The 20,364-nt window shown below is 63.9% G+C and carries 21 protein-coding genes; 8 read left to right on the top strand and 13 right to left on the bottom strand.

The genetic code is table 11. The features are described 5' to 3' along the window. The first annotated feature begins 161 nt into the window (after positions 1 to 161). Positions 162 to 1,016, top strand: a complete 855-nt coding sequence (locus ACMGT0_RS00225) for an SDR family oxidoreductase (protein WP_054056354.1) — start codon at positions 162 to 164, stop codon at positions 1,014 to 1,016. A 96-nt stretch (positions 1,017 to 1,112) separates the two neighbouring features. Here the strand turns inward: ACMGT0_RS00225 and ACMGT0_RS00220 are convergent, their stop codons facing one another. The 6 genes from ACMGT0_RS00220 to ACMGT0_RS00195 all read right to left on the bottom strand — a co-directional run bounded on the left by ACMGT0_RS00220 (position 1,113) and on the right by ACMGT0_RS00195 (position 6,433). Then, positions 1,113 to 1,847, bottom strand: coding sequence for a hypothetical protein (locus tag ACMGT0_RS00220; RefSeq protein ID WP_054056355.1), 735 nt, complete (start codon positions 1,845 to 1,847; stop codon positions 1,113 to 1,115). Positions 1,848 to 1,923: 76 nt separating this feature from the next. Further along, positions 1,924 to 2,304 carry a RidA family protein gene (locus ACMGT0_RS00215; protein WP_054056356.1) on the bottom strand — a complete coding sequence of 127 codons (381 nt, stop codon included), beginning with the start codon at positions 2,302 to 2,304 and terminating at the stop codon, positions 1,924 to 1,926. A 33-nt stretch (positions 2,305 to 2,337) separates the two neighbouring features. Next, positions 2,338 to 4,443, bottom strand: coding sequence for a bifunctional GTP diphosphokinase/guanosine-3',5'-bis pyrophosphate 3'-pyrophosphohydrolase (spoT, locus tag ACMGT0_RS00210; protein WP_054056357.1), 2,106 nt, complete (start codon positions 4,441 to 4,443; stop codon positions 2,338 to 2,340). A 60-nt stretch (positions 4,444 to 4,503) separates the two neighbouring features. Then, on the bottom strand, positions 4,504 to 4,767 hold the full coding sequence (rpoZ, locus tag ACMGT0_RS00205) for a DNA-directed RNA polymerase subunit omega (RefSeq protein WP_026144814.1): 264 nt from the start codon (positions 4,765 to 4,767) through the stop codon (positions 4,504 to 4,506). A 169-nt stretch (positions 4,768 to 4,936) separates the two neighbouring features. Next, positions 4,937 to 5,557 (bottom strand): guanylate kinase, encoded by a 621-nt coding sequence (gene gmk / locus ACMGT0_RS00200; protein WP_054056358.1) that lies wholly within the window; start codon positions 5,555 to 5,557, stop codon positions 4,937 to 4,939. Between the two features lie 12 nt (positions 5,558 to 5,569). Continuing rightward, positions 5,570 to 6,433, bottom strand: coding sequence for a YicC/YloC family endoribonuclease (locus tag ACMGT0_RS00195; RefSeq protein WP_054056359.1), 864 nt, complete (start codon positions 6,431 to 6,433; stop codon positions 5,570 to 5,572). 241 nt (positions 6,434 to 6,674) lie between these two features. On the opposite strand from ACMGT0_RS00195, the gene rph reads away from it, so the two are divergent. Beyond that, the gene (rph, locus tag ACMGT0_RS00190) at positions 6,675 to 7,397 is read left to right on the top strand and encodes a ribonuclease PH (protein ID WP_054056360.1); all 723 of its coding nucleotides are present in this window, start codon (positions 6,675 to 6,677) and stop codon (positions 7,395 to 7,397) included. A gap of 89 nt (positions 7,398 to 7,486) precedes the next feature. Here the strand turns inward: rph and ACMGT0_RS00185 are convergent, their stop codons facing one another. Beyond that, on the bottom strand, positions 7,487 to 8,266 hold the full coding sequence (locus ACMGT0_RS00185) for an exodeoxyribonuclease III (RefSeq protein ID WP_416771020.1): 780 nt from the start codon (positions 8,264 to 8,266) through the stop codon (positions 7,487 to 7,489). An 81-nt stretch (positions 8,267 to 8,347) separates the two neighbouring features. On the opposite strand from ACMGT0_RS00185, the gene pyrE reads away from it, so the two are divergent. Next, on the top strand, positions 8,348 to 8,992 hold the full coding sequence (gene pyrE, locus ACMGT0_RS00180) for an orotate phosphoribosyltransferase (RefSeq protein ID WP_054056361.1): 645 nt from the start codon (positions 8,348 to 8,350) through the stop codon (positions 8,990 to 8,992). Positions 8,993 to 8,998: 6 nt separating this feature from the next. Further along, positions 8,999 to 9,580, top strand: a complete 582-nt coding sequence (locus tag ACMGT0_RS00175) for a hypothetical protein (protein ID WP_054056362.1) — start codon at positions 8,999 to 9,001, stop codon at positions 9,578 to 9,580. A 67-nt stretch (positions 9,581 to 9,647) separates the two neighbouring features. Here the strand turns inward: ACMGT0_RS00175 and argB are convergent, their stop codons facing one another. The 4 genes from argB to coaBC all read right to left on the bottom strand — a co-directional run bounded on the left by argB (position 9,648) and on the right by coaBC (position 14,953). Continuing rightward, complete coding sequence (argB, locus tag ACMGT0_RS00170) at positions 9,648 to 10,553, bottom strand: acetylglutamate kinase (RefSeq protein ID WP_017901683.1); 906 nt, start codon at positions 10,551 to 10,553, stop codon at positions 9,648 to 9,650. Positions 10,554 to 10,605: 52 nt separating this feature from the next. Then, the gene (gene algC / locus ACMGT0_RS00165; RefSeq protein ID WP_204375717.1) at positions 10,606 to 11,991 is read right to left on the bottom strand and encodes a phosphomannomutase/phosphoglucomutase; all 1,386 of its coding nucleotides are present in this window, start codon (positions 11,989 to 11,991) and stop codon (positions 10,606 to 10,608) included. 1,292 nt (positions 11,992 to 13,283) lie between these two features. Continuing rightward, positions 13,284 to 13,739: a dUTP diphosphatase gene (dut, locus tag ACMGT0_RS00160; RefSeq protein ID WP_054056364.1), complete on the bottom strand. Its 456-nt coding sequence runs from the start codon at positions 13,737 to 13,739 to the stop codon at positions 13,284 to 13,286. Between the two features lie 5 nt (positions 13,740 to 13,744). Continuing rightward, positions 13,745 to 14,953, bottom strand: a complete 1,209-nt coding sequence (gene coaBC, locus ACMGT0_RS00155) for a bifunctional phosphopantothenoylcysteine decarboxylase/phosphopantothenate--cysteine ligase CoaBC (RefSeq protein WP_054056365.1) — start codon at positions 14,951 to 14,953, stop codon at positions 13,745 to 13,747. 136 nt (positions 14,954 to 15,089) lie between these two features. Here coaBC and radC point away from each other — a divergent pair, with 136 nt between their 5' ends. After that, positions 15,090 to 15,764, top strand: coding sequence for a RadC family protein (radC, locus tag ACMGT0_RS00150; protein ID WP_054056366.1), 675 nt, complete (start codon positions 15,090 to 15,092; stop codon positions 15,762 to 15,764). Between the two features lie 139 nt (positions 15,765 to 15,903). Here radC and ACMGT0_RS00145 read toward each other — a convergent pair whose 3' ends face one another. Beyond that, positions 15,904 to 17,493 carry an ABC transporter substrate-binding protein gene (locus tag ACMGT0_RS00145; RefSeq protein ID WP_273819937.1) on the bottom strand — a complete coding sequence of 530 codons (1,590 nt, stop codon included), beginning with the start codon at positions 17,491 to 17,493 and terminating at the stop codon, positions 15,904 to 15,906. Between the two features lie 452 nt (positions 17,494 to 17,945). Between ACMGT0_RS00145 and rpmB the strand changes: the two genes are divergently transcribed. The 3 genes from rpmB (at position 17,946) to ACMGT0_RS00130 (ending at position 19,890) form a co-directional block, all read left to right on the top strand. Then, a complete protein-coding gene (rpmB, locus tag ACMGT0_RS00140; protein ID WP_007921114.1) occupies positions 17,946 to 18,179 on the top strand; it encodes a 50S ribosomal protein L28 in 234 nt (77 codons plus the stop codon). 11 nt (positions 18,180 to 18,190) lie between these two features. Further along, on the top strand, positions 18,191 to 18,346 hold the full coding sequence (rpmG, locus tag ACMGT0_RS00135) for a 50S ribosomal protein L33 (protein ID WP_003177274.1): 156 nt from the start codon (positions 18,191 to 18,193) through the stop codon (positions 18,344 to 18,346). A gap of 161 nt (positions 18,347 to 18,507) precedes the next feature. After that, positions 18,508 to 19,890, top strand: coding sequence for a hypothetical protein (locus ACMGT0_RS00130; RefSeq protein ID WP_416771015.1), 1,383 nt, complete (start codon positions 18,508 to 18,510; stop codon positions 19,888 to 19,890). Here ACMGT0_RS00130 and ACMGT0_RS00125 read toward each other — a convergent pair whose 3' ends face one another. Beyond that, positions 19,891 to 20,253, bottom strand: coding sequence for a cupin domain-containing protein (locus ACMGT0_RS00125; RefSeq protein WP_054056369.1), 363 nt, complete (start codon positions 20,251 to 20,253; stop codon positions 19,891 to 19,893). It abuts the gene before it with no gap. Between the last annotated feature and the right edge of the window lie 111 nt (positions 20,254 to 20,364).

Raw genomic sequence — 20,364 nt, 5'->3', positions numbered from 1 at the left:
GGTCTTGTCCTTCCAGGCCTCGTTGGGCCGAGAACAAATGGGTGGTCATTATTGCAAGTAATTCTTGTTAACAGAAGTAATAGAGTATCTTTTTTTCTTCGATTGCTGGCCGTTCGTCCATTCCTGACGCTAGGCTGTGGCCCTTTGCGTGGAGGTTTCCGATGTCCGCTCCTTCTGTTCTGATTGCCGGCTGCGGGGATGTCGGTTCTCGCCTGGCCAGCCAACTGCTGGGCCGGGGCTGGCAGGTCTACGGTCTGCGCCGCTCGATTTCCCGTCTGCCGGAGGGCGTGCAGGGGGTGGCGGGCGATCTGTTCAGTGCGCAGCGCCCTGCGGGCTGGCCGACCGGTTCACTGGACTATGTGGTGTATTGCGCGGCGGCGACCGAGCACGACGAGGCCGGCTATCGGGCGGCCTATGTCGACGGTCTGCGGCATGTCCTGGGCTGGCTCGGGGAGTCCGGGCAGCGGCCACGGCGGCTGTTGTTCGTCTCCAGCAGCAGCGTCTACGTGCAGCAGCAGGGCGAGTGGGTGGATGAAACGTCGGCGACCGAAGCCGAGGGTTACTCCGGGCGGTTGATGCTCGAGGCCGAGCAACTGGCACTCGACAGTGGCATTGCGGCGAGCCGGGTGCGCCTGACCGGGATCTACGGGCCGGGCCGCGAGTGGCTGCTGACTCAGGTGCGCCGGGGTTATCGGGTGGCTGTCGAGCCACCGCTCTACGGCAATCGCATTCATGCCGACGATGCGGCCGGGTTGCTGGCATTCCTGCTGGAGGCCGATCGGGCGGGCCGGGTGCTGGAGGATTGCTACATCGGTGTCGATGATGCGCCAGCTCCGTTGGCCGAGGTGGTGGCCTGGTTGCGCGAATACCTGGGGGTCACCGAATGGGATGCCGAGGCCAGCGTGCGTCGTACTGGCAGCAAGCGTTGCAGCAACGCCCGGGCACGGGCGCTGGGCTGGGTTCCGCGTTATCCCAGCTATCGCGAGGGGTATGCGGCGATTCTCGAAGGGCGCTGAAGGCTTCGTCGGCAAGCCCGCTCCCACAGGAGCCTGGCTTGCCAGGCCTTGAGTGCGTCTTCGCCGGCAAGTCGGGCTCCTACAGGAACGGTGTTGTCACTTTTCCAGCAGCCACTGGCGATTGCCGGGATAGAGCTGTGGCTTCTCGTCGGCGGCCGCCGAGTTCAGCGCCTGGAAGATCTCCAGTTGCTTGCCCTTGCGGACGAAGATCCAGGCATTGCCGCGGTCGCCCTGCTGCAGCCAGATGCTGTCGTTGTCGCCGCTCATCGAGGCGCAGTCGCCCGCCAGGCACAAGGCGTAACGATCGGCGCCCGGTAGGCCTTCGAGGCGTCCGTCCGGAAGGAATTTCACCTCGCTGCCTTCACCCGGGCCACTGACGATTTTCCAGTCGCCGCCCATGAACGCCGAATACAGCGCCTGCTCGAAGCTGGCACCGACCGGGGCGTTGGCCGGCAGTTCGGTCGGGGCGCGGACGAACGGCTGCTCGGGCTCGTAATCGCTGGCGCCCTGGATCAGCTCCTTGCCGTCGCGGGCCAGCGAGGTGCCGGCGCTGCCATAGAAGTCGACATGCCACTGCTTGCCATCGGCACGCACTTGCCCTTCAGGGCGCTCGAAACCGTTGCTGTATTTGGCCTGGCCGGTGCGGGTGTCGACACTCCACTCCAGGTTCGGCCCATAAGTGGCCAGGGCTTCGCGCAGGCTGCCCTTTTTCACGGCCGCGTCGATGGCGGCCTGGTTGATCCAGGTGCCGCTGACGTCATATTTGGCGGGATCGCTGGCGCAACCGCCAAGCAGGAGGGCGAACAGCGGGAGGGCTAGCGCTTTGCGCATGGTGAAATCCTTGCAGGCGAGGCTGGCGCGCTGTCGGGGGGGGGCGCGCCAGGCAGTGCGGTGTGGTTCCGGGGGCTTATTCGATGACCAGGACGGCGTCCATCTCGACTTGCGCGCCGCGTGGCAGCGAGGCAACGCCGATGGCGGCTCGCGCCGGGTACGGCTGTTCGAAGTACCTGCCCATGATCTCGTTGACCTTGGCGAAGTGGCTCAGGTCGGTGAGAAAGATGTTCAGCTTGACGATGTCCCGGAACGAGCCGCCGGCGGCTTCGGCCACGGCCTTGAGGTTCTCGAACACCTGCACGGTCTGGGCCTCGAAGCCTTCCACCAGTTCCATGGTCCTGGGGTCCAGGGGAATCTGGCCGGACATGTACACGGTGTTGCCGGCCTTGATCGCCTGGGAGTAGGTGCCGATGGCAGCAGGGGCCTTGTCGGTGCTGATAACGCTCTTGGTCATGAATGACTCCTTGTAATGTCCGGCCGCGGGAGGCTACGCACGCATGCGGGTGATGCGGATCACTCCGGCCAGGGCGCGCAGTTTCTTGATCACCCGGGCCAGGTGCACGCGGTCGTGCACGCTGACCACCAGCTGGACCACGCTGATGCGACCATCGCGTTCGTCCATGCTGATCTTCTCGATATTGCCGTCGGCCGCGTTGACGCTGCTGGCCAGCAGGGCGATCAGGCCGCGCTGGTGTTCCAGTTCGACACGCAGCTCGACGTTGAATTCGCCGGTGACATCCTTGGCCCAGGAGAGCTGGATGCATTTTTCCGGGTTGTGGCGGATTTCGCTGATATTGCGACAGTTTTCCAGGTGCACGACCATGCCCTTGCCCGCCGACAGGTGGCCGACGATCGGGTCGCCCGGAATCGGCGTACAGCACTTGGCATAGCTGAGCACCAGGCCTTCGGTGCCGCGAATCGCCAGCGGGCCCTCGGGGCTCGGCAGCTGTTCGCCCTCGCCCAGCATGCGTCGGGCCACCACGTAGGCCATGCGGTTGCCCAGGCCGATGTCCTCGAGCAGGTCCTCGATCAACTCCAGGCGGTACTCGTGGAGGATCGATTGCACGCGCTCGGCCGGAATCCTGTCCAGGGCACTGTCGAAACCGTTGAGCACCTTGTTCAGCAGGCGCTCGCCGAGGGCGATGGATTCCGAGCGGCGTTGCAGCTTCAGGGCGTGGCGGATATGGGTACGGGCCTTGCCGGTGACCACGAAGTTGAGCCATGCCGGGTTCGGCCGGGCGCCGGGGGCGCTGACGATCTCGACCGTGGAGCCACTTTGCAGCGGTTCGGACAGCGGGGCGAGACGGCGATTGATCCGACAGGCAATACAGCTGTTGCCCACGTCGGTGTGCACCGCGTAGGCGAAGTCGACCGCCGTGGAGCCCTTGGGCAGCTCCATGATCCGGCCCTTGGGCGTGAACACGTAGACCTCGTCCGGGAACAGGTCGATCTTCACGCTCTCGATGAATTCCAGGGAGTTGCCCGCGCGTTGCTGCATCTCCAGCACGCCCTTGACCCACTGGCGGGCGCGGGCATGGGTGCCCTTGGGCTGCTCGTCGCCGCTGGACTTGTACAGCCAGTGGGCGGCGATGCCGTTGTTGGCCATCTCTTCCATTTCGCGGGTGCGGATCTGGATCTCGATCGGTACGCCGTGCATGCCGAACAGCGTGGTATGCAGCGACTGGTAGCCGTTGGCCTTGGGAATCGCGATGTAGTCCTTGAAACGGCCGGGCAGCGGCTTGTACAGGTTGTGCACGGCGCCGAGCACGCGATAGCAGGTGTCGACCTTGTCGACGATGACCCGGAACGCATAGACGTCCATGATCTCGTTGAAGGCCCGGCGCTTGCCGCGCATCTTCTTGTAGATGCCGTAGAGGTGTTTCTGCCGGCCGCTGACTTCGCCCTGGATACCGTCCACCGCCAGGCAGTGGCTCAAGGATTCCTCGATCTTGTTGACGATTTCCTTGCGGTTGCCGCGGGCGCGCTTGACCGCCTGGTAGATGCGCGCCGAGCGCATCGGGTGCATGGCCTTGAAACCCAGGTCCTCGAACTCGATACGCACCGCGTGCATGCCCAGGCGGTTGGCGATGGGCGCGTAGATCTCGAGGGTTTCCTTGGCGATGCGCCGGCGTTTTTCCCCGGACAGCACTTCCAGGGTGCGCATGTTGTGCAGGCGGTCGGCGAGCTTGACCAGGATCACGCGGATATCGCGGGCCATGGCCATGGCCATCTTCTGGAAGTTTTCCGCCTGGGCTTCGGCCTTGGTCTCGAAGTTCATCTGGGTCAGCTTGCTGACCCCGTCGACCAGTTCGGCCACGGTCTCGCCGAACTGCGCCTGCAGCGCTTCCTTGGCGATCCCGGTGTCTTCGATCACGTCATGCAGCATCGCGGCCATCAGGCTCTGATGGTCCATGTGCATGTCGGCAAGAATGCTCGCCACCGCCAGCGGGTGCGTGACGTAGGCTTCGCCGCTGCGACGGCGCTGGCCGTCGTGGGCCTGTTCGGCGTAGAAGTACGCCCGGCGGACCAGGTTGACCTGGTCGGCACCGAGGTAGGTCGATAAGCGATCGGCGAGGGCGTCTATGCTCGGCATGAGGTTTCCCCCGGCCGAAGCCTTGTACCCTGCGCCGTGCTACGTCGACCAGGCATAGGCTTAGACGGCCTCGTTGGACTCGTCCTCGAAAGCCGCGAACAGAGGTTCGTCTTCGACGATCTCCTCGTTGGCGATCATTTCGTAGTTCACCAGGCCTTCGGCGATTTCACGCAGGGCAACGACGGTAGGCTTGTCGTTTTCCCATGCCACTTTCGGCTCTTTGCCGCCGGTCGCCAGTTGACGAGCACGCTTGGTGGAGAGCATGACCAGCTCGAAACGGTTATCCACGTGTTCTAGGCAGTCTTCAACGGTTACGCGGGCCATGGTGTTCCTCGTAGCAAATGCGGTAGGCGGGCTGCCCGGATGGGCGAGCGGACTCAACAGTTTAAAAAATCACCAGCGATTAGGGAAGCGCTGTTTTTTTCAGCAGAGATTCCGTTGCGCCACAAGGTGCAATGTAAAGCCCTTGCGACGCTTTTGGAAAGTCTTTGTTTCAGGCCAGCAACTCGCTCAACAGGGCGGCATGCTGCTGTTGCTGCGGCTGCTGTTGCAGACGGTTGGCGCGGAAGATCGCCTTGAGATCGTCCAGGGCGTGGGCGAAATCGTCGTTGATGATCAGGAAATCGTATTCGACGTAGTGGCTCATTTCGCTGACCGCTTCGCGCATCCGGCCTTCGATGATTTCGTCGCTGTCCTGGCCGCGGTTGTTCAGGCGCTGGCGCAGGGCCTGCTGGCTCGGCGGCAGGATGAAGATCGAGCGGGCCTGGGGCATCTGCCGGCGGACCTGCTGGGCGCCTTGCCAGTCGATCTCCAGGATCAGGTCGTGGCCGGCGTCGAGGGTCTGCTGCAGACTGCTCTGGGAGGTGCCGTAGAGGTTGCCGAAGACTTCGGCCTGTTCGAGGAAGTCGCCCTGTTCGGTCAGGCGCACGAACTCGGCGCGGTCGACGAAGTGGTAGTTCACTCCGTTGGTCTCGCCCGGGCGCATGGCGCGGGTGGTGTGCGAGACCGACACGCGGATCTGCGGCTGGGCGTCGATCAGGGCCTTGACCAGGCTGGTCTTGCCTGCGCCCGACGGTGCGGAAATGATGTAGAGGGTGCCAGTGCTTTGGGTCATGTCGGGGTAGCCTTACTCGATATTCTGTACTTGTTCGCGCATCTGTTCGATCAACACCTTGAGGTTGACCGCGGCGGCGGTGCTGCGCGGGTCGAAGGCCTTGGAGCCCAGGGTGTTGGCTTCGCGGTTGAGCTCCTGCATCAGGAAGTCCAGGCGCCTTCCGGCGGCACCGCCGGACTTGAGCACCCGGCGTACTTCGATGATGTGGGTGCTCAGGCGGTCGAGCTCTTCGGCGACGTCGCTCTTCTGCGCCAGCAGGACCATTTCCTGTTCCAGGCGCAGCGGGTCCAGTTCGGCCTGCATGTCGGCGAAGCGGTCGAGAATCTTCTGGCGCTGGGTGGCGAGCATCTGCGGCACCTGCTCGCGCAGGGTGGCGACATCCTCCTCGATCGCGGCCAGGCGCTCGTTGATCAGGCGGGCCAGTTCCGCACCTTCGCGCTCGCGACCTTTCCTGAGTTCTTTCAAACCATCGGCGAACAGGGCCAGGGCCTGGTTGTTCAGGGCCTGCGGGTCGCTGGCATCGGCCACCAGCACGCCGGGCCAGGCCAGGACTTCCAGCGGGTTCAGGGCAGCCGGCTGCTTGATCAGGCTGGCGACGGTCTCGGCGGCGGCGATCAGTTGCGTGGCGCGCTCGCGGTCGATCTGCAGCGGCTGGCCGCCGGTTTCCTCGGTGTAGCGCAGGGTGCATTCCAGCTTGCCGCGGGACAGGCCCTGGCGCAGGGCTTCGCGCACGGCGCCCTCGAGGTCGCGGAACGATTCCGGCAGGCGCAGGTGCGGTTCCAGGTAGCGGCTGTTGACCGAGCGCAGCTCCCAGCTCAGGGTGCCCCGGGTTCCGGCACTTTCGACACGGGCGAAGGCGGTCATGCTATGGACCATGGAAGTACCTCGCTGTTCGGGCCTGCCGACGTTGTCGGGCGGGCCTGATGGGTAGATTGAAGCCGACTGGCAGCAAAGGCGCAGGATTGTAGCGCAGTGTGGCGGGCAGGACGAAGGTCTCCTGCCCTGTGGTTGGGTTGTAGACGCCGGAAGTATGCTGTTGGATTTTTAGAAGTGCCCAGCGCCGGCCATGACCTCTATAATGCCGGGTAGATTTCCGTCCCTGTACAGGTATTCCCAGATGAAACGTCCAAGTGGTCGCGCCGCCGATCAGCTTCGCTCGATCCGCATCACCCGCAACTACACCAAACACGCCGAGGGATCTGTACTGGTCGAGTTCGGCGACACCAAAGTGATCTGCACGGTCAGTGTCGAGAATGGGGTGCCGCGCTTCCTCAAGGGGCAGGGCCAGGGCTGGCTGACCGCCGAGTACGGCATGTTGCCGCGGGCGACCGGTGAGCGCACCCAGCGCGAAGCCAGCCGTGGCAAGCAAGGTGGCCGGACCCTGGAGATCCAGCGTCTGATCGGGCGTTCGCTGCGCGCAGCGCTGGACATGTCCAAGCTCGGCGACATCACCCTGTATGTCGACTGCGATGTGATCCAGGCCGATGGCGGCACCCGCACGGCGTCGATCACCGGCTCCATGGTGGCGCTGGCCGACGCGCTGAAGGTGATCAAGAAGCGCGGTGGCCTCAAGGCCGGTAACCCGCTCAAGCAGATGATCGCCGCCGTGTCGGTGGGCATGTACCAGGGCGAACCGGTGCTGGACCTGGACTACCTGGAAGACTCCGCTGCCGAAACCGACCTGAACGTGGTGATGACCAGCACGGGCGGTTTCATCGAAGTGCAGGGCACCGCCGAAGGTGCGCCGTTCCAGCCTGAAGAGCTGAATGCGATGCTGGAGCTGGCGAAGAAGGGCATGGGCGAGATTTTCGAATTGCAGAACGCCGCCCTGGCTGACTGACCGGTACGAGCAGATGCAAAAAAGCCGACATGATGTCGGCTTTTTTGTGGGCGCTGTCCAGGTTCCCGCCGGGACCCTGTCTCACTGGCTCAGATGGTCAGCGTCCAGTCGTAGTCCACGATCAGCGGCGCGTGCTGCGAGAAGCGCGGCTGGCGTGGCAGGCGGGCGCTGCGCACGGAGCGACGCAGACCCGGCGTCAGGATCTGGTAGTCGAAACGCCAGCCGAGGTTGAGCATCTCGGCTTGTTCGCTATCCGGCCACCAGCTGTACTGGTCACCTTCACGGCTGACTTCGCGCAGGGCGTCGACATAGCCCATGTTGCCGAGAATTTCATCCATCCAGGCCCGTTCCGGAGCCAGGAAGCCCGGAGACTGCTGGCTGTCGCGCCAGTTCTTGATATCGAGCTTCTGTTGCGCCACGTACAGCGAGCCGCAATAGATGTATTCACGACGTTTGCGCCGCTGCTTGTCCAGATAGCGGGCGAAGTCGTCCATGAGCTTGAACTTCTGGTTCAAGTCTTCATCGCCGTTCTGCCCTGATGGAAGCAGCAAGGTCGCGATGCTGACCTTGTCGAAATCGGCTTGCAGGTAGCGCCCGTAGCGGTCCGCCGTCTCGAAACCGAGACCGCTGATGACGGCCTTCGGTTGCAACCGCGAGTACAGAGCCACGCCACCCTGGGCGGGGACTTCGGCATCGCAGGCATAAAGGAAGTAGCCATCCAGTTGGAAGGCTGGATCATCCAGTTCAAAGGCGGAGGCGCGGGTGTCCTGCAGGCAGATGACGTCGGCATTCTGGGCTTGCAGCCAACTGAGCAAACCGCGCTCGACTGCAGCCTGAATACCATTGACGTTCACACTGATGATCCGCATAAATGGCCCCAAAAATCACGTGCGTGTATGATACCCGAGGTCTACCTAATTAGCTAAATTCGTGGTATTTGGGGTTTTTTCATGCAGGCGTATCAGCGCGATTTCATCCGTTTTGCCATCGATCGCGGGGTTTTGCGCTTCGGTGAGTTCACCCTGAAGTCGGGGCGTACCAGCCCGTACTTCTTCAATGCCGGCCTGTTCAACTCAGGTTCCGCGCTGGCCCAGCTGGGGCGTTTCTATGCCGCGGCGATCGTCGACAGCGGCATTCCCTTCGACGTACTGTTCGGCCCGGCCTACAAGGGTATCCCGCTGGCGGCCGCGACCGCCGTGGCCCTGGCCGAGCATCACCAGCGCGACCTGCCCTGGTGCTTCAACCGCAAGGAAGCCAAGGCCCATGGCGAAGGCGGCAGCCTGGTGGGCGCGCCACTGACCGGCAATGTGCTGATCATCGACGACGTGATCACCGCCGGCACCGCGATCCGTGAGGTGATGCAGATCATCGAGTCCCAGGACGGCGCGAAGGCCGCGGGCGTGCTGATCGCACTGAATCGCCAGGAGCGTGGCAACGGCGAGTTGTCGGCGATCCAGGAAGTCGAGCGCGATTTCGGTATCCCGGTGGTGAGCATCGTCTCGCTGAACCAGGTGCTGGAATTCCTCGCCGGTGACGAGCAGCTCAAGCAGCACCTGCCCGCGGTGGAGGCCTACCGCGCGCAGTACGGGATCTGATTCCCCTTGCGCCCGGTCTGCCTGTTTCTGGCCCTGGCGCTTGGCGCCCCGTTCGCCGTACAGGCGGACGAGGTGCTGTTCTATCGGTATGTTGATGACAAGGGCGTCACCGTGCTGGACCGCCAGGGTGTGCCGCCGGAGTACGTCGGCAAGGGCTACCAGGTGCTGAACCAGCAGGGCCGGGTGGTGCAGACCGTGGCTCCGGCGCTCACGCCCGAACAGCAGCAGCGCAAGCAGGCCGAGAAGGCCCAGGCGGATGCCAATGCCCAGTTGCTGCAGCGCTATTCCAGTGTCGAGGACGTCGACAAGGCCCAGGCCCGCAGGCTGGCCGAGCTGGATGCGCTGATTGCCAACGTGCAGAACAACCTCCAGGCGCTGCTGGCCCAGCAGGCGGGCCTGCAGGGCCAGGCGGCGGAGCAGGAGCGTGCCGGCAAGGAGGTTGCTCCCGAGTTGCTGGCGCAGCTCGGCGGCCTGCGCGACGAGCAGGTGCGGATGAAGGCCGATATCGCCAGGTATCAGGCGGCGCGGGTCCGGGTTCAGCAGGACTTCGCCGCGGATCGGGCGCGGGTCGAGCAGTTGTTGCGCTGAGATCTCGGTCATGAAAAAGCCCCGCCCGGTTTCCCGGAGCGGGGCTTTTTCATCAGGGGTGTCCGGATCAGTGACGCTTGCGGTTGCTGATCAGGGTGCCCATGCCGGTGTCGGTGAAGATCTCCAGCAGCACCGCATTCGGTACCCGGCCGTCGATGATCAGCGAGCTGCCCACGCCGCCCTGGACCGCTTCCAGTGCACACTGGATCTTCGGCAGCATGCCACCGTAGATGGTGCCGTCGGCGATCAGTGCGTTGACCTGGTCGGTGCTCAGGCCGGTCAGGACCTTGCCTTCCTTGTCCAGCAGGCCGGCGATGTTGGTCAGCAGCATCAGCTTCTCGGCCTTCAGCGCCTCGGCGATCTTGCCGGCCACCAGGTCGGCGTTGATGTTGTAGGACTCACCGTTGGCGCCGACGCCGATCGGCGCGATCACCGGAATGAAATCGCCTTTGACCAGCAGGTTCAGCAGGTCGGTGTTGATCCCGACCACTTCACCCACCTGGCCGTAGTCGATGATTTCCGGTGCGGTCATCTCCGGGGTCTGGCGGGTGACGGTGAGTTTCTTCGCCCGGATCAGTTCCGCGTCCTTGCCGGTCAGGCCGATGGCGCTGCCGCCGTGGCGGTTGATCAGGTTGACGATGCTCTTGTTCACCTGGCCGCCGAGGACCATTTCCACCACGTCCATGGTCTGCGCATCGGTGACGCGCATGCCGTCGACGAAATGGCTTTCGATGGACAGGCGCTTGAGCAGGTCGCCGATCTGCGGGCCACCGCCGTGCACGACCACCGGGTTGATGCCCACGGCCTTCATCAGCACGATATCGCGGGCGAAGCCGGTCTTGAGCTCTTCGCTTTCCATAGCGTTGCCGCCGTACTTGATCACCAGCGTCTTGCCGACGTATCGGCGGATGTAGGGCAATGCTTCGGAAAGAACCTTGGCGGTGTTGGCAGCGGCTTCGCGTTCGAGGGTCATTCAGGGCTCCGGTGAAACAAGTGGTCAGGCGGTGTTCTACACCGCCCGGATGTCAGAACGGTAATTGGAGATCGGGTGCAACACGTTTGAGCTGGGCGTGGAACACGTCCTTGATACGCTGCAGCTCGTCCTCGGTATCGGCCTCGAAGCGCAGTACCAGCACCGGTGTGGTGTTGGACGCGCGAACCAGGCCCCAGCCTTTGGGGTAGTCGACCCGGACCCCGTCGATGGTGGTCAGGTTGGCATCGCCCCATTGTGCGTCGTGCAGGGCTTCAATGATGCTGAATTTGCCCTCGTCGGTCACATTAATGTTGATCTCCGGCGTGGAAATATCGTTCGGGAAGGTCGCGAACAGCTCCTCGGCGCTGGATTTCTCCTGGCTGAGGATCTCCAGCAGGCGTGCCGCGCTGTAGATGCCGTCGTCGAAACCGAACCAGCGTTCCTTGAAGAAGATATGGCCGCTCATCTCGCCGGCGAGCAGGGCACCGCTCTGCTTCATTTTCTTCTTGATCAACGAATGACCGGTTTTCCACATGACCGGGCGACCGCCATATTCCTGGATCAGCGGGGTCAGGCGGCGGGTGCATTTGACGTCGAAGATGATATCCGCGCCAGGGTTGCGTGACACCACGTCCTTGGCGAACAGCATCAGCAGGCGGTCGGGAAACACGATGCTGCCGGTGTTGGTCACCACGCCCACGCGGTCGCCGTCGCCATCGAAGGCCAGGCCCACGTCGGCGTTGGTTTCCTTGACCTTGGCGATCAGGTCCTCGAGGTTTTCCGGCTTGCCCGGGTCCGGGTGGTGGTTCGGGAAGTTGCCGTCGACTTCGCAGAACAGCGGGATCACCTCGCAGCCCAGCGCTTCAATCAACCGGGGCGCGATCACGCCGGCGGCGCCGTTGCCGCAGTCGACCACCACCTTGAGTTTTTTCGCCAGGACGATGTCCTCGCGGATCTGGCTGAAATAGCGGTCGAGGATCTCGACCTTCTCGATGCTGCCCTTGCCGCTGCTCAGGTCGTTGGTCTTGAGGCGGGTGTGCAGGGCCTGGATCTGTTCGTTGGCCAGGGTGTCGCCGGCGATGATGATCTTGAAGCCGTTGTAGTTCGACGGGTTGTGGCTGCCGGTCAGCATCACCCCGGACTTGCCCGCCAGCACGTTGGCCGCGTAGTACAGGGCCGGGGTCGGCACCAGGCCGACGTCGCTGACGTGGCAGCCGCTGTCATGCAGGCCCTGGATCAGTTGCTGGACCAGTTCCGGGCCGGACAGGCGTCCGTCGCGGCCGACCGAGACATTCGGTTCGCCCTGGGCCAGGCTCTGGGAGCCGATGGCGCGGCCGATCCAGTAGGCGGTCTCGCCGTTCAGGGTTTCCGGGACGGTGCCGCGGATGTCGTAGGCGCGGAAGATGCTGTCTGGAAAGGTCGGTACGGTGCTGTTCATGGGTTGAGGGTGCTCCGTTCTCAGGAAGTCCTGGTTTTCGTCGAGAATGTCGATATCAAGGATGTCGACACCTTGGAATAGCGGATCGGTCCAGTTGGCACCGTGGGTGACGGGCTGGATCGGCTCCGGGGCACTGCTGGTCGTCTGGCCCGGGTCAATGCCGGTGTGGTCCGTGGTGGCGACAGGCTGGGCGTTGCGCTGGGAGAAGCGCGCCAGTTCCTGCGCCAGTCCATTCAGGGCCGGCAGGCTCAAACTGAAGGCTTTGACGGCTTTTCCGCTGGAGAGTTCGTGAAGCAGTTGTTCCAGCTGTCGGGCATCGTCGTCGAGACGCTGTTGCAGGCGCCGGTGGGTCAGCCGGATCGCCAGTGCGGCGCTGCCGAGCGCCAGCGCGATGGCCAGCAGCAGGAAGCCGTAGACCTGGAGCGGATAGCCGAACTGGAAGGCCGTTCCCGGGACGAACTTCAGTGTCCAGTTGCCATTGCCGGTGCCGAGTGGGTAGCTTTCGGTCGAGGCGCCGATACCGCGCTGATCGAGCACCTGCTCCGGGCTGCCGAGAATGCTCTGGGTCAGGTGTAGCGAGCCGATGTTCTCTTGCCAATAGCTCAGGGGTTGCAGCAGCCGTTGCAGGTCGAAGACCAGCAGCAGGGTGCCGGCCACTGGCGCGTCCGTTGTCTCGTGCAGCGCCGCGACGCTGTAGACCAGCCAGCGCTGGCCGACCTTGTAGGCTTCCGGTGGGGGTTTGACGCCACGCTCGGCGCGCCGGATCAGGTCCAGTGCCGAGAAATTGAGCGGTGCCGCACGATCGGTGAGAGGCTGGGCGGCGTCGCGCAGGTTCAGTTGCGCATCCACCAGGCCGGGCAGGTAGCGCAGGCTGTTTTCCGCCGCTTTCACGGCATTGCCGTCCGGGTTTTGCAGGGCCTTGAGCAGGGCAGGGTTGAGCGCGGCGGCGTCGGTCTCGGCGATCAGGTCGTTGGTGACCTGGCTCAGCCTGGACGCAGCCGTGCTACCGGCCGATTGCGCCATTTGCGAGCGAAAGAACTGATGGGTGGGGGCCAGTACGCCGAACCAGAGCAGTGCGGCCGCCAGAAGCACGCCGCCGAGCGCGATTTTCAGGCCTGGCAGCAGTGGATGGGCGGCCTCGTTCGAAGACGGCTGGTCATGATGTCCGGGTCCGTTGCCGGCCTTTGCACTGCGCTTGAAGCCTTTCAAATACCGCCTCCGCGAAACTCATCCTGAAATGCCGCGCGAATCATCCTGGCCGGTTTCTCGGCACCGGCCAGGATCAGCGTAGGTCAATGGCTGCCCGAATGCCCGAAACCGCCAGCACCGCGCTGGGTTTCGTCGAACTCCTGGACCAGTTCGAAGTGCGCCTGGACCACCGGTACCAGTACCAGTTGGGCGATGCGTTCGCCGACGGCGATGGTGAAGGCGCTCTGGCCGCGATTCCAGCAGGAGACCATCAGTTCGCCCTGGTAGTCCGAATCGATCAGGCCCACCAGGTTGCCGAGGACGATACCGTGTTTGTGGCCCAGGCCCGAGCGCGGCAGGATCAGTGCGGCCAGGCCCGGGTCACCGATGTAGACCGACAGGCCGGTGGGAATCAGCAAGGTCTGGCCCGGTTCCAGTACGGTGTCCTGCTGCAGCATGGCGCGCAGGTCGAGGCCGGCGGAGCCGGGCGTGGCGTACTGCGGCAGGGGGAATTCGCTGCCGATGCGCGGGTCGAGGATCTTGGCTTGCAAAGCGTGCATGGGGATTAAACCTGGTTCAGTCGTGAAGCGATGAAAGAGATCAGCTGGCGGGCGATCTTGCCCTTGCTGGTCTGGGTGAAAACGGTGGCCTGCAGGTCGCGGTCGATCACGCTGCAGGCGTTCTCCTCGCTGTTGAAGCCGATGCTGGGGTTGGCCACGTCATTGGCGACGATCAGGTCGAGGTTCTTGTCCTTGAGCTTGCGCGCGGCGTAGTCGAGCAGGTGCTCGGTCTCGGCGGCGAAGCCGACACTGAAGGGGCGGTCGGGGCGGCCGGCGATGGTTGCCAGGATGTCCGGGTTGCGCACCATCTGCAGCAGCAGGCCGTCGCCGGTCGTAGGGTCTTTCTTGAGTTTTTGCGGGGCAACGACTTCCGGGCGGTAGTCCGCTACCGCGGCGGAGGCGATGAACAGGTCACAGGGAATCGCGGCCTCGCAGGCGGCGAGCATGTCGCGGGCACTGACCACATCGATACGGCTGACCCGATCCGGTGTAGGCAGGTGCACCGGGCCGGTGATCAATGTCACCCGGGCGCCGGCTTCGACCGCGGCCTCGGCCAGGGCGAAGCCCATTTTTCCGGAGCTGTGGTTGGTGATGTAGCGAACCGGGTCGATGTTTTCCTGGGTCGGGCCGGCGGTGATCAGCACATGCCGGCCGGTCAGGGCCAGGTGCTGGAAGCAGTCGGCGGCGCGCTGGGCCAGGTCGGTGGCCTCGAGCATGCGGCCCAGGCCGACGTCGCCACAGGCCTGGCTGCCGGCGGCCGGACCGAAGACCTTGAAGCCGCGGCTTTGCAACAGCTGGGTGTTGGCCTGGGTCGCCGGGTCGCGCCACATGGCCTGGTTCATGGCCGGTGCGATGGCGACGGTGGCATCGGTGGCGAGCACCAGGGTGGTCAGCAGGTCATCGGCGATACCCTGGGCCAGGCGGGCGATCAGGTCGGCGGTGGCCGGTGCGATCAGCACCAGGTCGGCCCATTTCGCCAGTTCGATGTGGCCCATGGCGGCTTCGGCCGCCGGATCGAGCAGGTCCAGGTGCACCGGGTGTCCGGACAGCGCCTGCATGGTCAGCGGGGTGATGAATTCGCTGCCGCCACGGGTCATGACCACGCGTACTTCGGCGCCCTGGTCGAGAAGTCGGCGAACCAGCTCGGCGCTTTTGTAGGCGGCAATGCCGCCGCCGACGCCGAGAACGATGCGTTTCCGATACAGCCGCTGCATAGGCCTGCCTTTTAGTGTCCAGTGATTACTTCCCCCGAGGACGCCTCCCCAGGCCGGTTCGGGGGTGAAAAAGATGGACTACGATAACACAGCGCCCGTCATGGAACAGCGGGCCCCAGGGGCACAGGGAGGTGTGATGAGTATTCGTGATTGGCCGGCGGCGGAGCGGCCGCGGGAGAAATTGCTGGAGTTGGGAGCGGCCAGTCTGTCCGATGCCGAGTTGCTGGCGATCTTCCTGCGCACCGGTGTGTGCGGCAAGAGCGCGGTGGATCTGGCGCGGCATCTGTTAGGGCAATTCGGTAGTTTGCGTAGTCTGTTGGAGGCAGGCCAGCGGGAATTCAGCCTGGAGCTGGGCCTGGGGCCGGCGAAGTTCGCCCAGTTGCAGGCGGTGCTGGAAATGGCCCGCCGGCATCTGGCCGAGCGTCTGCGGCGCGAGTCGGTACTGGAGAGTCCGCGGGCGGTACGCGATTACCTGAAGGCGATGTTGCGCCATGAGGCCCACGAAGTGTTCGGCTGCCTGTTCCTGGATGCCAAGCACCGGGTGTTGGCCTTCGAGGCGCTGTTTCGCGGCACCATCGACAATGCCAGCGTGTATCCACGGCAGGTGGTCAAGCGGGCGCTGGCGCACAATGCGGCGGCCTTGATCCTCTGTCACAACCACCCGTCGGGGGTGGCCGAGCCCAGTCACTCCGATCGGCTGCTGACCGGCCGCCTGCGCGATGCACTGGAACTGGTGGACGTGCGGGTGCTCGATCATTTCGTGATCGGCGATGGCGAGCCGTTCTCGATGATGGAGCATGGGATGATGTAGCGCACGGCCCCGTTTCCGGGGCCGCTAGTGGCCTGTGTGGCTAATTCGCACACTCGACTCCGGGTCCAGGGCTTCGCCAGACTGCGTTGCTGGACCCGAAATTGAGTATTCGAATTAACCGTACAGGCCACTAGGCGGATCAGGGCTTGACGCTGACCTTGGCGAAGTCCTGGCGCCCGAACGGGCTTACCTGGTAGCCGTGGACGTCCTTGCGCACCAGGGCGAAGGCGGTCGGATGGGCCAGCGGCAGCCAGAGTGCCTGCTGCTGGATCTGGGCCTGGGCCTGCTGGTAGAGCTTGCTGCGCACGCCCTGCTCGCTGGTGGTTTTCCCGGCGCTGATCAGCTTGTCCAGGTTGGCGTCGCAGTAGCGGGCGAAGTTGGTCCCGGACTTCACGGCGGCGCAGGAGAATTGCGGGGTCAGGAAGTTGTCCGGGTCGCCGTTGTCGCCGGCCCAGCCCATGAACAGCAGGTCATGTTCGCCAGCCTTGGCGCGACGGATCAGTTCGCCCCACTCGATCACGCGGATTTCCGCCTGGATGCCCACTTCGGCGAGGTCGGCCTGCAGCAGTTGCGCACCGAGGCTCGGGTTCGGGTTGAGCAGGCTGCCGGATGGCCGGGTCCAGAGGGTGGTCTGGAAGCCGTTCTTCAGCCCGGCCTTGGCCAGCAGCGCCTTGGCCTTCTCCGGGTCGTGGGCATAGCCGGGCAGCTCCCCGGCGTAGCTCCAGGTGTTGGGCGGATACGGGCCGTTGGCGGCTTCGGCGGTATCTTCGAAGACGGCCTTGAGGTAGCTGGTCTTGTCGAAGGCCAGGTTGATCGCCTGGCGCACCTCAGGCTTGTCCAATGGCGGGTGCTGGCTGTTGATGGCGACGAACGCGGTCATGAAGGCAGCGGTCTTCTCCACCTTGAGTGCCGGGTCCTTGCTCGCCGAGCCGACATCCAGGGGCTTGGGCGAGAGGGCGATCTGGCATTCGTTGCGCTTGAGTTTCTGCAGGCGCACGTTGGCGTCCGGGGTGATCGCGAACACCAGGGTGTCGACCGCCGGCTTGCCGGCGAAGTAGTCCGGGTTGGCGCTGTAGCGGATCGAGGCGTCCTTCTGGAAGCGGCCGAACACGAACGGGCCGGTGCCGATCGGCTGGCTGTTGAGTTTTTCCGGGGTGTTGGCGGCCATCAGCTTGTCGGCGTACTCCGCCGAGTAGATGGAGGCGAAGCCCATGCTCAGGGCGGCGAGGAAGGTCGAGTCCGGGTGATCGAGGGTGAAGCGCACGGTCAGCGGATCGGTGGCCTCGACACGCTTGATCAGCGCCGGCAGTTGCAGTGACTGGGCGTGGGGGAAGCCGCTCTGGGCAATCTTGTGCCAGGGGTTGGCCGGGTCGAGCATGCGCTCGAAGCTGAAGCGCACGTCGGCCGCGCTCAGGTCGCGGGTCGGCTTGAAGTAGTCGGTGTGATGGAACTTCACGCCCGGATGCAGCTTGAAATCGTAGGTCAGGCCGTCATCGGAGACGGTCCAGCTGTCTGCCAGGCTCGGTACCAGCTTGCCGCTGGCGGCATCGAAGTCCACCAGGCGGTTCATCAGCACGTCCGCCGAGGCGTTGGTGGTGGTCAGCGAGTTGTACTGCACGACGTCGAAGCCTTCGGGGCTGGCCTCGGTGCAGACGCTCAACGAGGTCGCGGCATGGGCCAGCGGGCCGAAAAACGGGACGAGCAATAGCGGCAGGGCAGCGAAGCGCATGTTCAGTTTCCTTTGCAGGTCGTTGTCCCATCTGCGAGTGCAGTCTGGAAAAACCTCTACCCTAGTACCCCGGACGGCAATTGACTATCCCATTTTTACTCGGCCGGCCTGGGTTGCTGTAGAATCCGGCGCTCTTGTCCGTAAGAGATTTGCGGACTCCTGCCGTGTGTGGCGAATTTTGTGCGACGAGCGGCATTTTTCGTCCCGAGCCCCGGCATTGGGGTCTCGTACCCAGGTTTTCGGGCACTCGACACGGTTTTAATCGCACTTGATGTTGTTGCACCGTAGTCTTTCTGGTATAAAGCAGCGCTCTTTTCTAGGGGCCCGGTTCCTTCGCTTGTAGGTGTAGCCGGTAAGACCCTTAAAGAAACGCGGCGCCTGGCGCCAAATGACTGAGAGATTAAGCGGCCAACCCATGCCGGGTTGGGCATGTGGTTTTAGAGGGCTGAGGCATGTCTAGAGTCTGTCAAGTTACCGGTAAGGGTCCGGTGACTGGGAATAACATTTCCCACGCAAACAACAAAACCCGTCGTCGTTTCCTGCCGAACCTGCAGCATCACCGCTTCTGGGTCGAGTCGGAGAAGCGTTTCGTGCGCCTGCGCGTTTCCGCCAAGGGCATGCGTATCATCGACAAGCGCGGCATCGACGTCGTGCTGGCCGAACTGCGCCGTGATGGCAAGGTATAAGGAGCTAAATCATGCGTGAATTGATTCGTCTGATCTCGAGCGCCGGTACTGGTCATTTCTACACGACTGACAAGAACAAGCGCACTACTCCGGACAAGATCGAGATCAAGAAATATGATCCGGTTGTTCGCAAGCACGTGATCTACAAGGAAGGCAAAATCAAGTAATTGATTTTGTTTTTCGAAAAAAACCCCGACTGGTTCGGGGTTTTTTTTCGCCTTTTTTCCGGCCTTTTCCTGCGCAGCGCTCCGCCATTTCCTGCGTTTTTTCCGTTTTGCCTTTCCTAGACTGCCTGGGCAACCAGAAAACGCAGTCAGGGAGGACGTTCATGGTTATCGCAAGGATGTTTTTATTGTTGCTGCTGGTGTTCCTGGCGGCAGCCAGTGTCGCGGTCTCGGCGGCCCCCCTGGCCGCTGTCGAAATCACCACCGAAGCCTATGTGCAACGGCTGATCCGGGCGACGCGGACGGCCTGGCCGGCGCTGGCCGGGTTCAACCACGCTACCCGGATATTCGCCGACATCCGGTTGGTGGTCAGCGATGGGCGGCGGGCCTTTGTGATGGGGATGCGCGAAGGGCAGGAGGTGGAAATGGCGAAGGTCAGGGCGCTGGGTGTCAGCCATGAGTACCAGCGCTATCGGCGGATTGCCTGGGAAGGGCGCCCGGCGATCTTCGTCGGCCTGGGTGAGACGGTGCCGGAGCATGAGCGACAACGGCTGCAGGACCCGAAGGCGTTGCCCGAGCTGTTCGCTCTGGCGACCCACGAGGCCTTTCACTTCCATGTCGAAGCCGCCTGGCTACGCCTGCCGGGGGCGCAGCGCAGCATCGCCTATCCCGCCAGCGCCGAGCCAAGGCTGCTGCGCAATCGGATCATTCGCCAGTTGCTGGCGGCGGCCCGGGGGCAGCCCGAGGGGCTGGCTCGGGCCAGCTACTGGTATCGCCGCTGGCTGGACGAACATGCCGAGGAGGCGGTACGTCTTCGCCAGGTCGACCGCTCCGAGGGCAGTGCGCGCCACGTGGAGACGGTTGCCGGCCTGCTGGCCCGGGGAGTGCGCCCCGGCTCGGCCGAATGGTCGGAGTCGATGCTGGAGGCATTGACCCGCCAGGCACAGGAGGACTACCTGGCTCCTGACCTGGAGAGCTATGTGCTGGGGGATCTCGCTGGCTACCTGCTCGAACGCCAGGGCGTGGACTGGTTGCCCCGTGTGGCTCGGGGCGAAACACCGCTGGCGATCCTGCTGGAACCGGTGGCGCCGGTTGTCGCGCCCGCCGATGAACGCATGGAGCGGCGCATCCGCAAGGCTGTCGCCGCTGCCAACCACCAGGCGGCGCAAGCCCTGGAGCCTTTCGTGCAGCGTTTCCACGACCCGGCGGGCGGGCGCCTGCTGGTGCCGAACCGGGCCCTGCCGGACAGTTTCGAGGTGGGCGATTCCTACCACCTGGCCATGCAGCCGGGGACCATCGAAGTCGGGGTGCGGGCCGGCTTCGTCCTGGGCGACGGCCGAATCGATCTCCACGCGGCCACGGTTGCCACCCAGCTGACATCCGCCTGCGGTCGCGAGGATCTCTACTGGATCCTCGCGCTGGCCCCGACCGAGCTGGAGAAAACCGCCGATGGCCGGTTGCGTGTCGAGCGCACCGACCTCAGCCTCGACATCCCCTATCCGCAGCGCGCCGCCGGGGAGTCGCGTAGCTGGTGCGTGGCCGCCTGATCAGGCTTTCTGTTCGAACACCACATAGATCTTGCGGCAGTGCTCCAGCACCTCCCAGGTACCCTTGAAGCCGGCCGGGATCACGAAGCGGTCGCCAGCGCGCAAGGTTTTGGCGTTGCCATCGTTGTCGCGCAACACCGACACCCCCTGGACGATTTCGCAGTATTCGTGTTCGGTGTAGTTCACGGTCCACTGGCCGACCGCGCCTTCCCAGACGCCGGCATTCATCTGCCCGCAGGGGCTGTCGTAGTGATTGAAGATCGTCTGCTCCGGATCGCCCTTGAGCACCTTCTCCGGCGCCGGGCGGAAGCGTTCGGGGGCGGTGGTGGCTTCGCTGAAATCGACGATGTCCTGGATGTTCATGCTGCTTTTCCTCGGCAGTGACAGGGCGGGTACTCGAATGTCTGGAGTCTATGTTTATTAAAATGAACATGGCAACGGCGTTTGCCCAGCTGCTGTCAAATATATTGAAAG

The organism is Pseudomonas sp. RHF3.3-3 (assembly GCF_048069595.1).
Lineage (GTDB): Bacteria > Pseudomonadota > Gammaproteobacteria > Pseudomonadales > Pseudomonadaceae > Aquipseudomonas > Aquipseudomonas fuscovaginae_B.
This window is presented reverse-complemented; position numbering and strand designations above follow the sequence as displayed.

Excerpts from the sequence above, each read along its gene's own strand:
- pyrE (WP_054056361.1), top strand. The coding sequence starts at position 8,348 with ATGCAGGCGTATCAGCGCGATTTCATCCGTTTTGCCATCGATCGCGGG.
- ACMGT0_RS00145 (WP_273819937.1), bottom strand. The coding sequence starts at position 17,493 with ATGCGCTTCGCTGCCCTGCCGCTATTGCTCGTCCCGTTTTTCGGCCCG.
- ACMGT0_RS00185 (WP_416771020.1), bottom strand. The coding sequence starts at position 8,266 with ATGCGGATCATCAGTGTGAACGTCAATGGTATTCAGGCTGCAGTCGAG.
- gmk (WP_054056358.1), bottom strand. The coding sequence starts at position 5,557 with ATGACCCAAAGCACTGGCACCCTCTACATCATTTCCGCACCGTCGGGC.
- coaBC (WP_054056365.1), bottom strand. The coding sequence starts at position 14,953 with ATGCAGCGGCTGTATCGGAAACGCATCGTTCTCGGCGTCGGCGGCGGC.
- ACMGT0_RS00225 (WP_054056354.1), top strand. The coding sequence starts at position 162 with ATGTCCGCTCCTTCTGTTCTGATTGCCGGCTGCGGGGATGTCGGTTCT.
- ACMGT0_RS00215 (WP_054056356.1), bottom strand. The coding sequence starts at position 2,304 with ATGACCAAGAGCGTTATCAGCACCGACAAGGCCCCTGCTGCCATCGGC.
- rpoZ (WP_026144814.1), bottom strand. The coding sequence starts at position 4,767 with ATGGCCCGCGTAACCGTTGAAGACTGCCTAGAACACGTGGATAACCGT.
- rpmG (WP_003177274.1), top strand. The coding sequence starts at position 18,191 with ATGCGTGAATTGATTCGTCTGATCTCGAGCGCCGGTACTGGTCATTTC.
- ACMGT0_RS00125 (WP_054056369.1), bottom strand. The coding sequence starts at position 20,253 with ATGAACATCCAGGACATCGTCGATTTCAGCGAAGCCACCACCGCCCCC.
- radC (WP_054056366.1), top strand. The coding sequence starts at position 15,090 with ATGAGTATTCGTGATTGGCCGGCGGCGGAGCGGCCGCGGGAGAAATTG.
- dut (WP_054056364.1), bottom strand. The coding sequence starts at position 13,739 with ATGCACGCTTTGCAAGCCAAGATCCTCGACCCGCGCATCGGCAGCGAA.
- ACMGT0_RS00195 (WP_054056359.1), bottom strand. The coding sequence starts at position 6,433 with ATGGTCCATAGCATGACCGCCTTCGCCCGTGTCGAAAGTGCCGGAACC.
- rpmB (WP_007921114.1), top strand. The coding sequence starts at position 17,946 with ATGTCTAGAGTCTGTCAAGTTACCGGTAAGGGTCCGGTGACTGGGAAT.
- ACMGT0_RS00130 (WP_416771015.1), top strand. The coding sequence starts at position 18,508 with ATGGTTATCGCAAGGATGTTTTTATTGTTGCTGCTGGTGTTCCTGGCG.
- argB (WP_017901683.1), bottom strand. The coding sequence starts at position 10,553 with ATGACCCTCGAACGCGAAGCCGCTGCCAACACCGCCAAGGTTCTTTCC.
- rph (WP_054056360.1), top strand. The coding sequence starts at position 6,675 with ATGAAACGTCCAAGTGGTCGCGCCGCCGATCAGCTTCGCTCGATCCGC.
- spoT (WP_054056357.1), bottom strand. The coding sequence starts at position 4,443 with ATGCCGAGCATAGACGCCCTCGCCGATCGCTTATCGACCTACCTCGGT.
- algC (WP_204375717.1), bottom strand. The coding sequence starts at position 11,991 with ATGAACAGCACCGTACCGACCTTTCCAGACAGCATCTTCCGCGCCTAC.
- ACMGT0_RS00220 (WP_054056355.1), bottom strand. The coding sequence starts at position 1,847 with ATGCGCAAAGCGCTAGCCCTCCCGCTGTTCGCCCTCCTGCTTGGCGGT.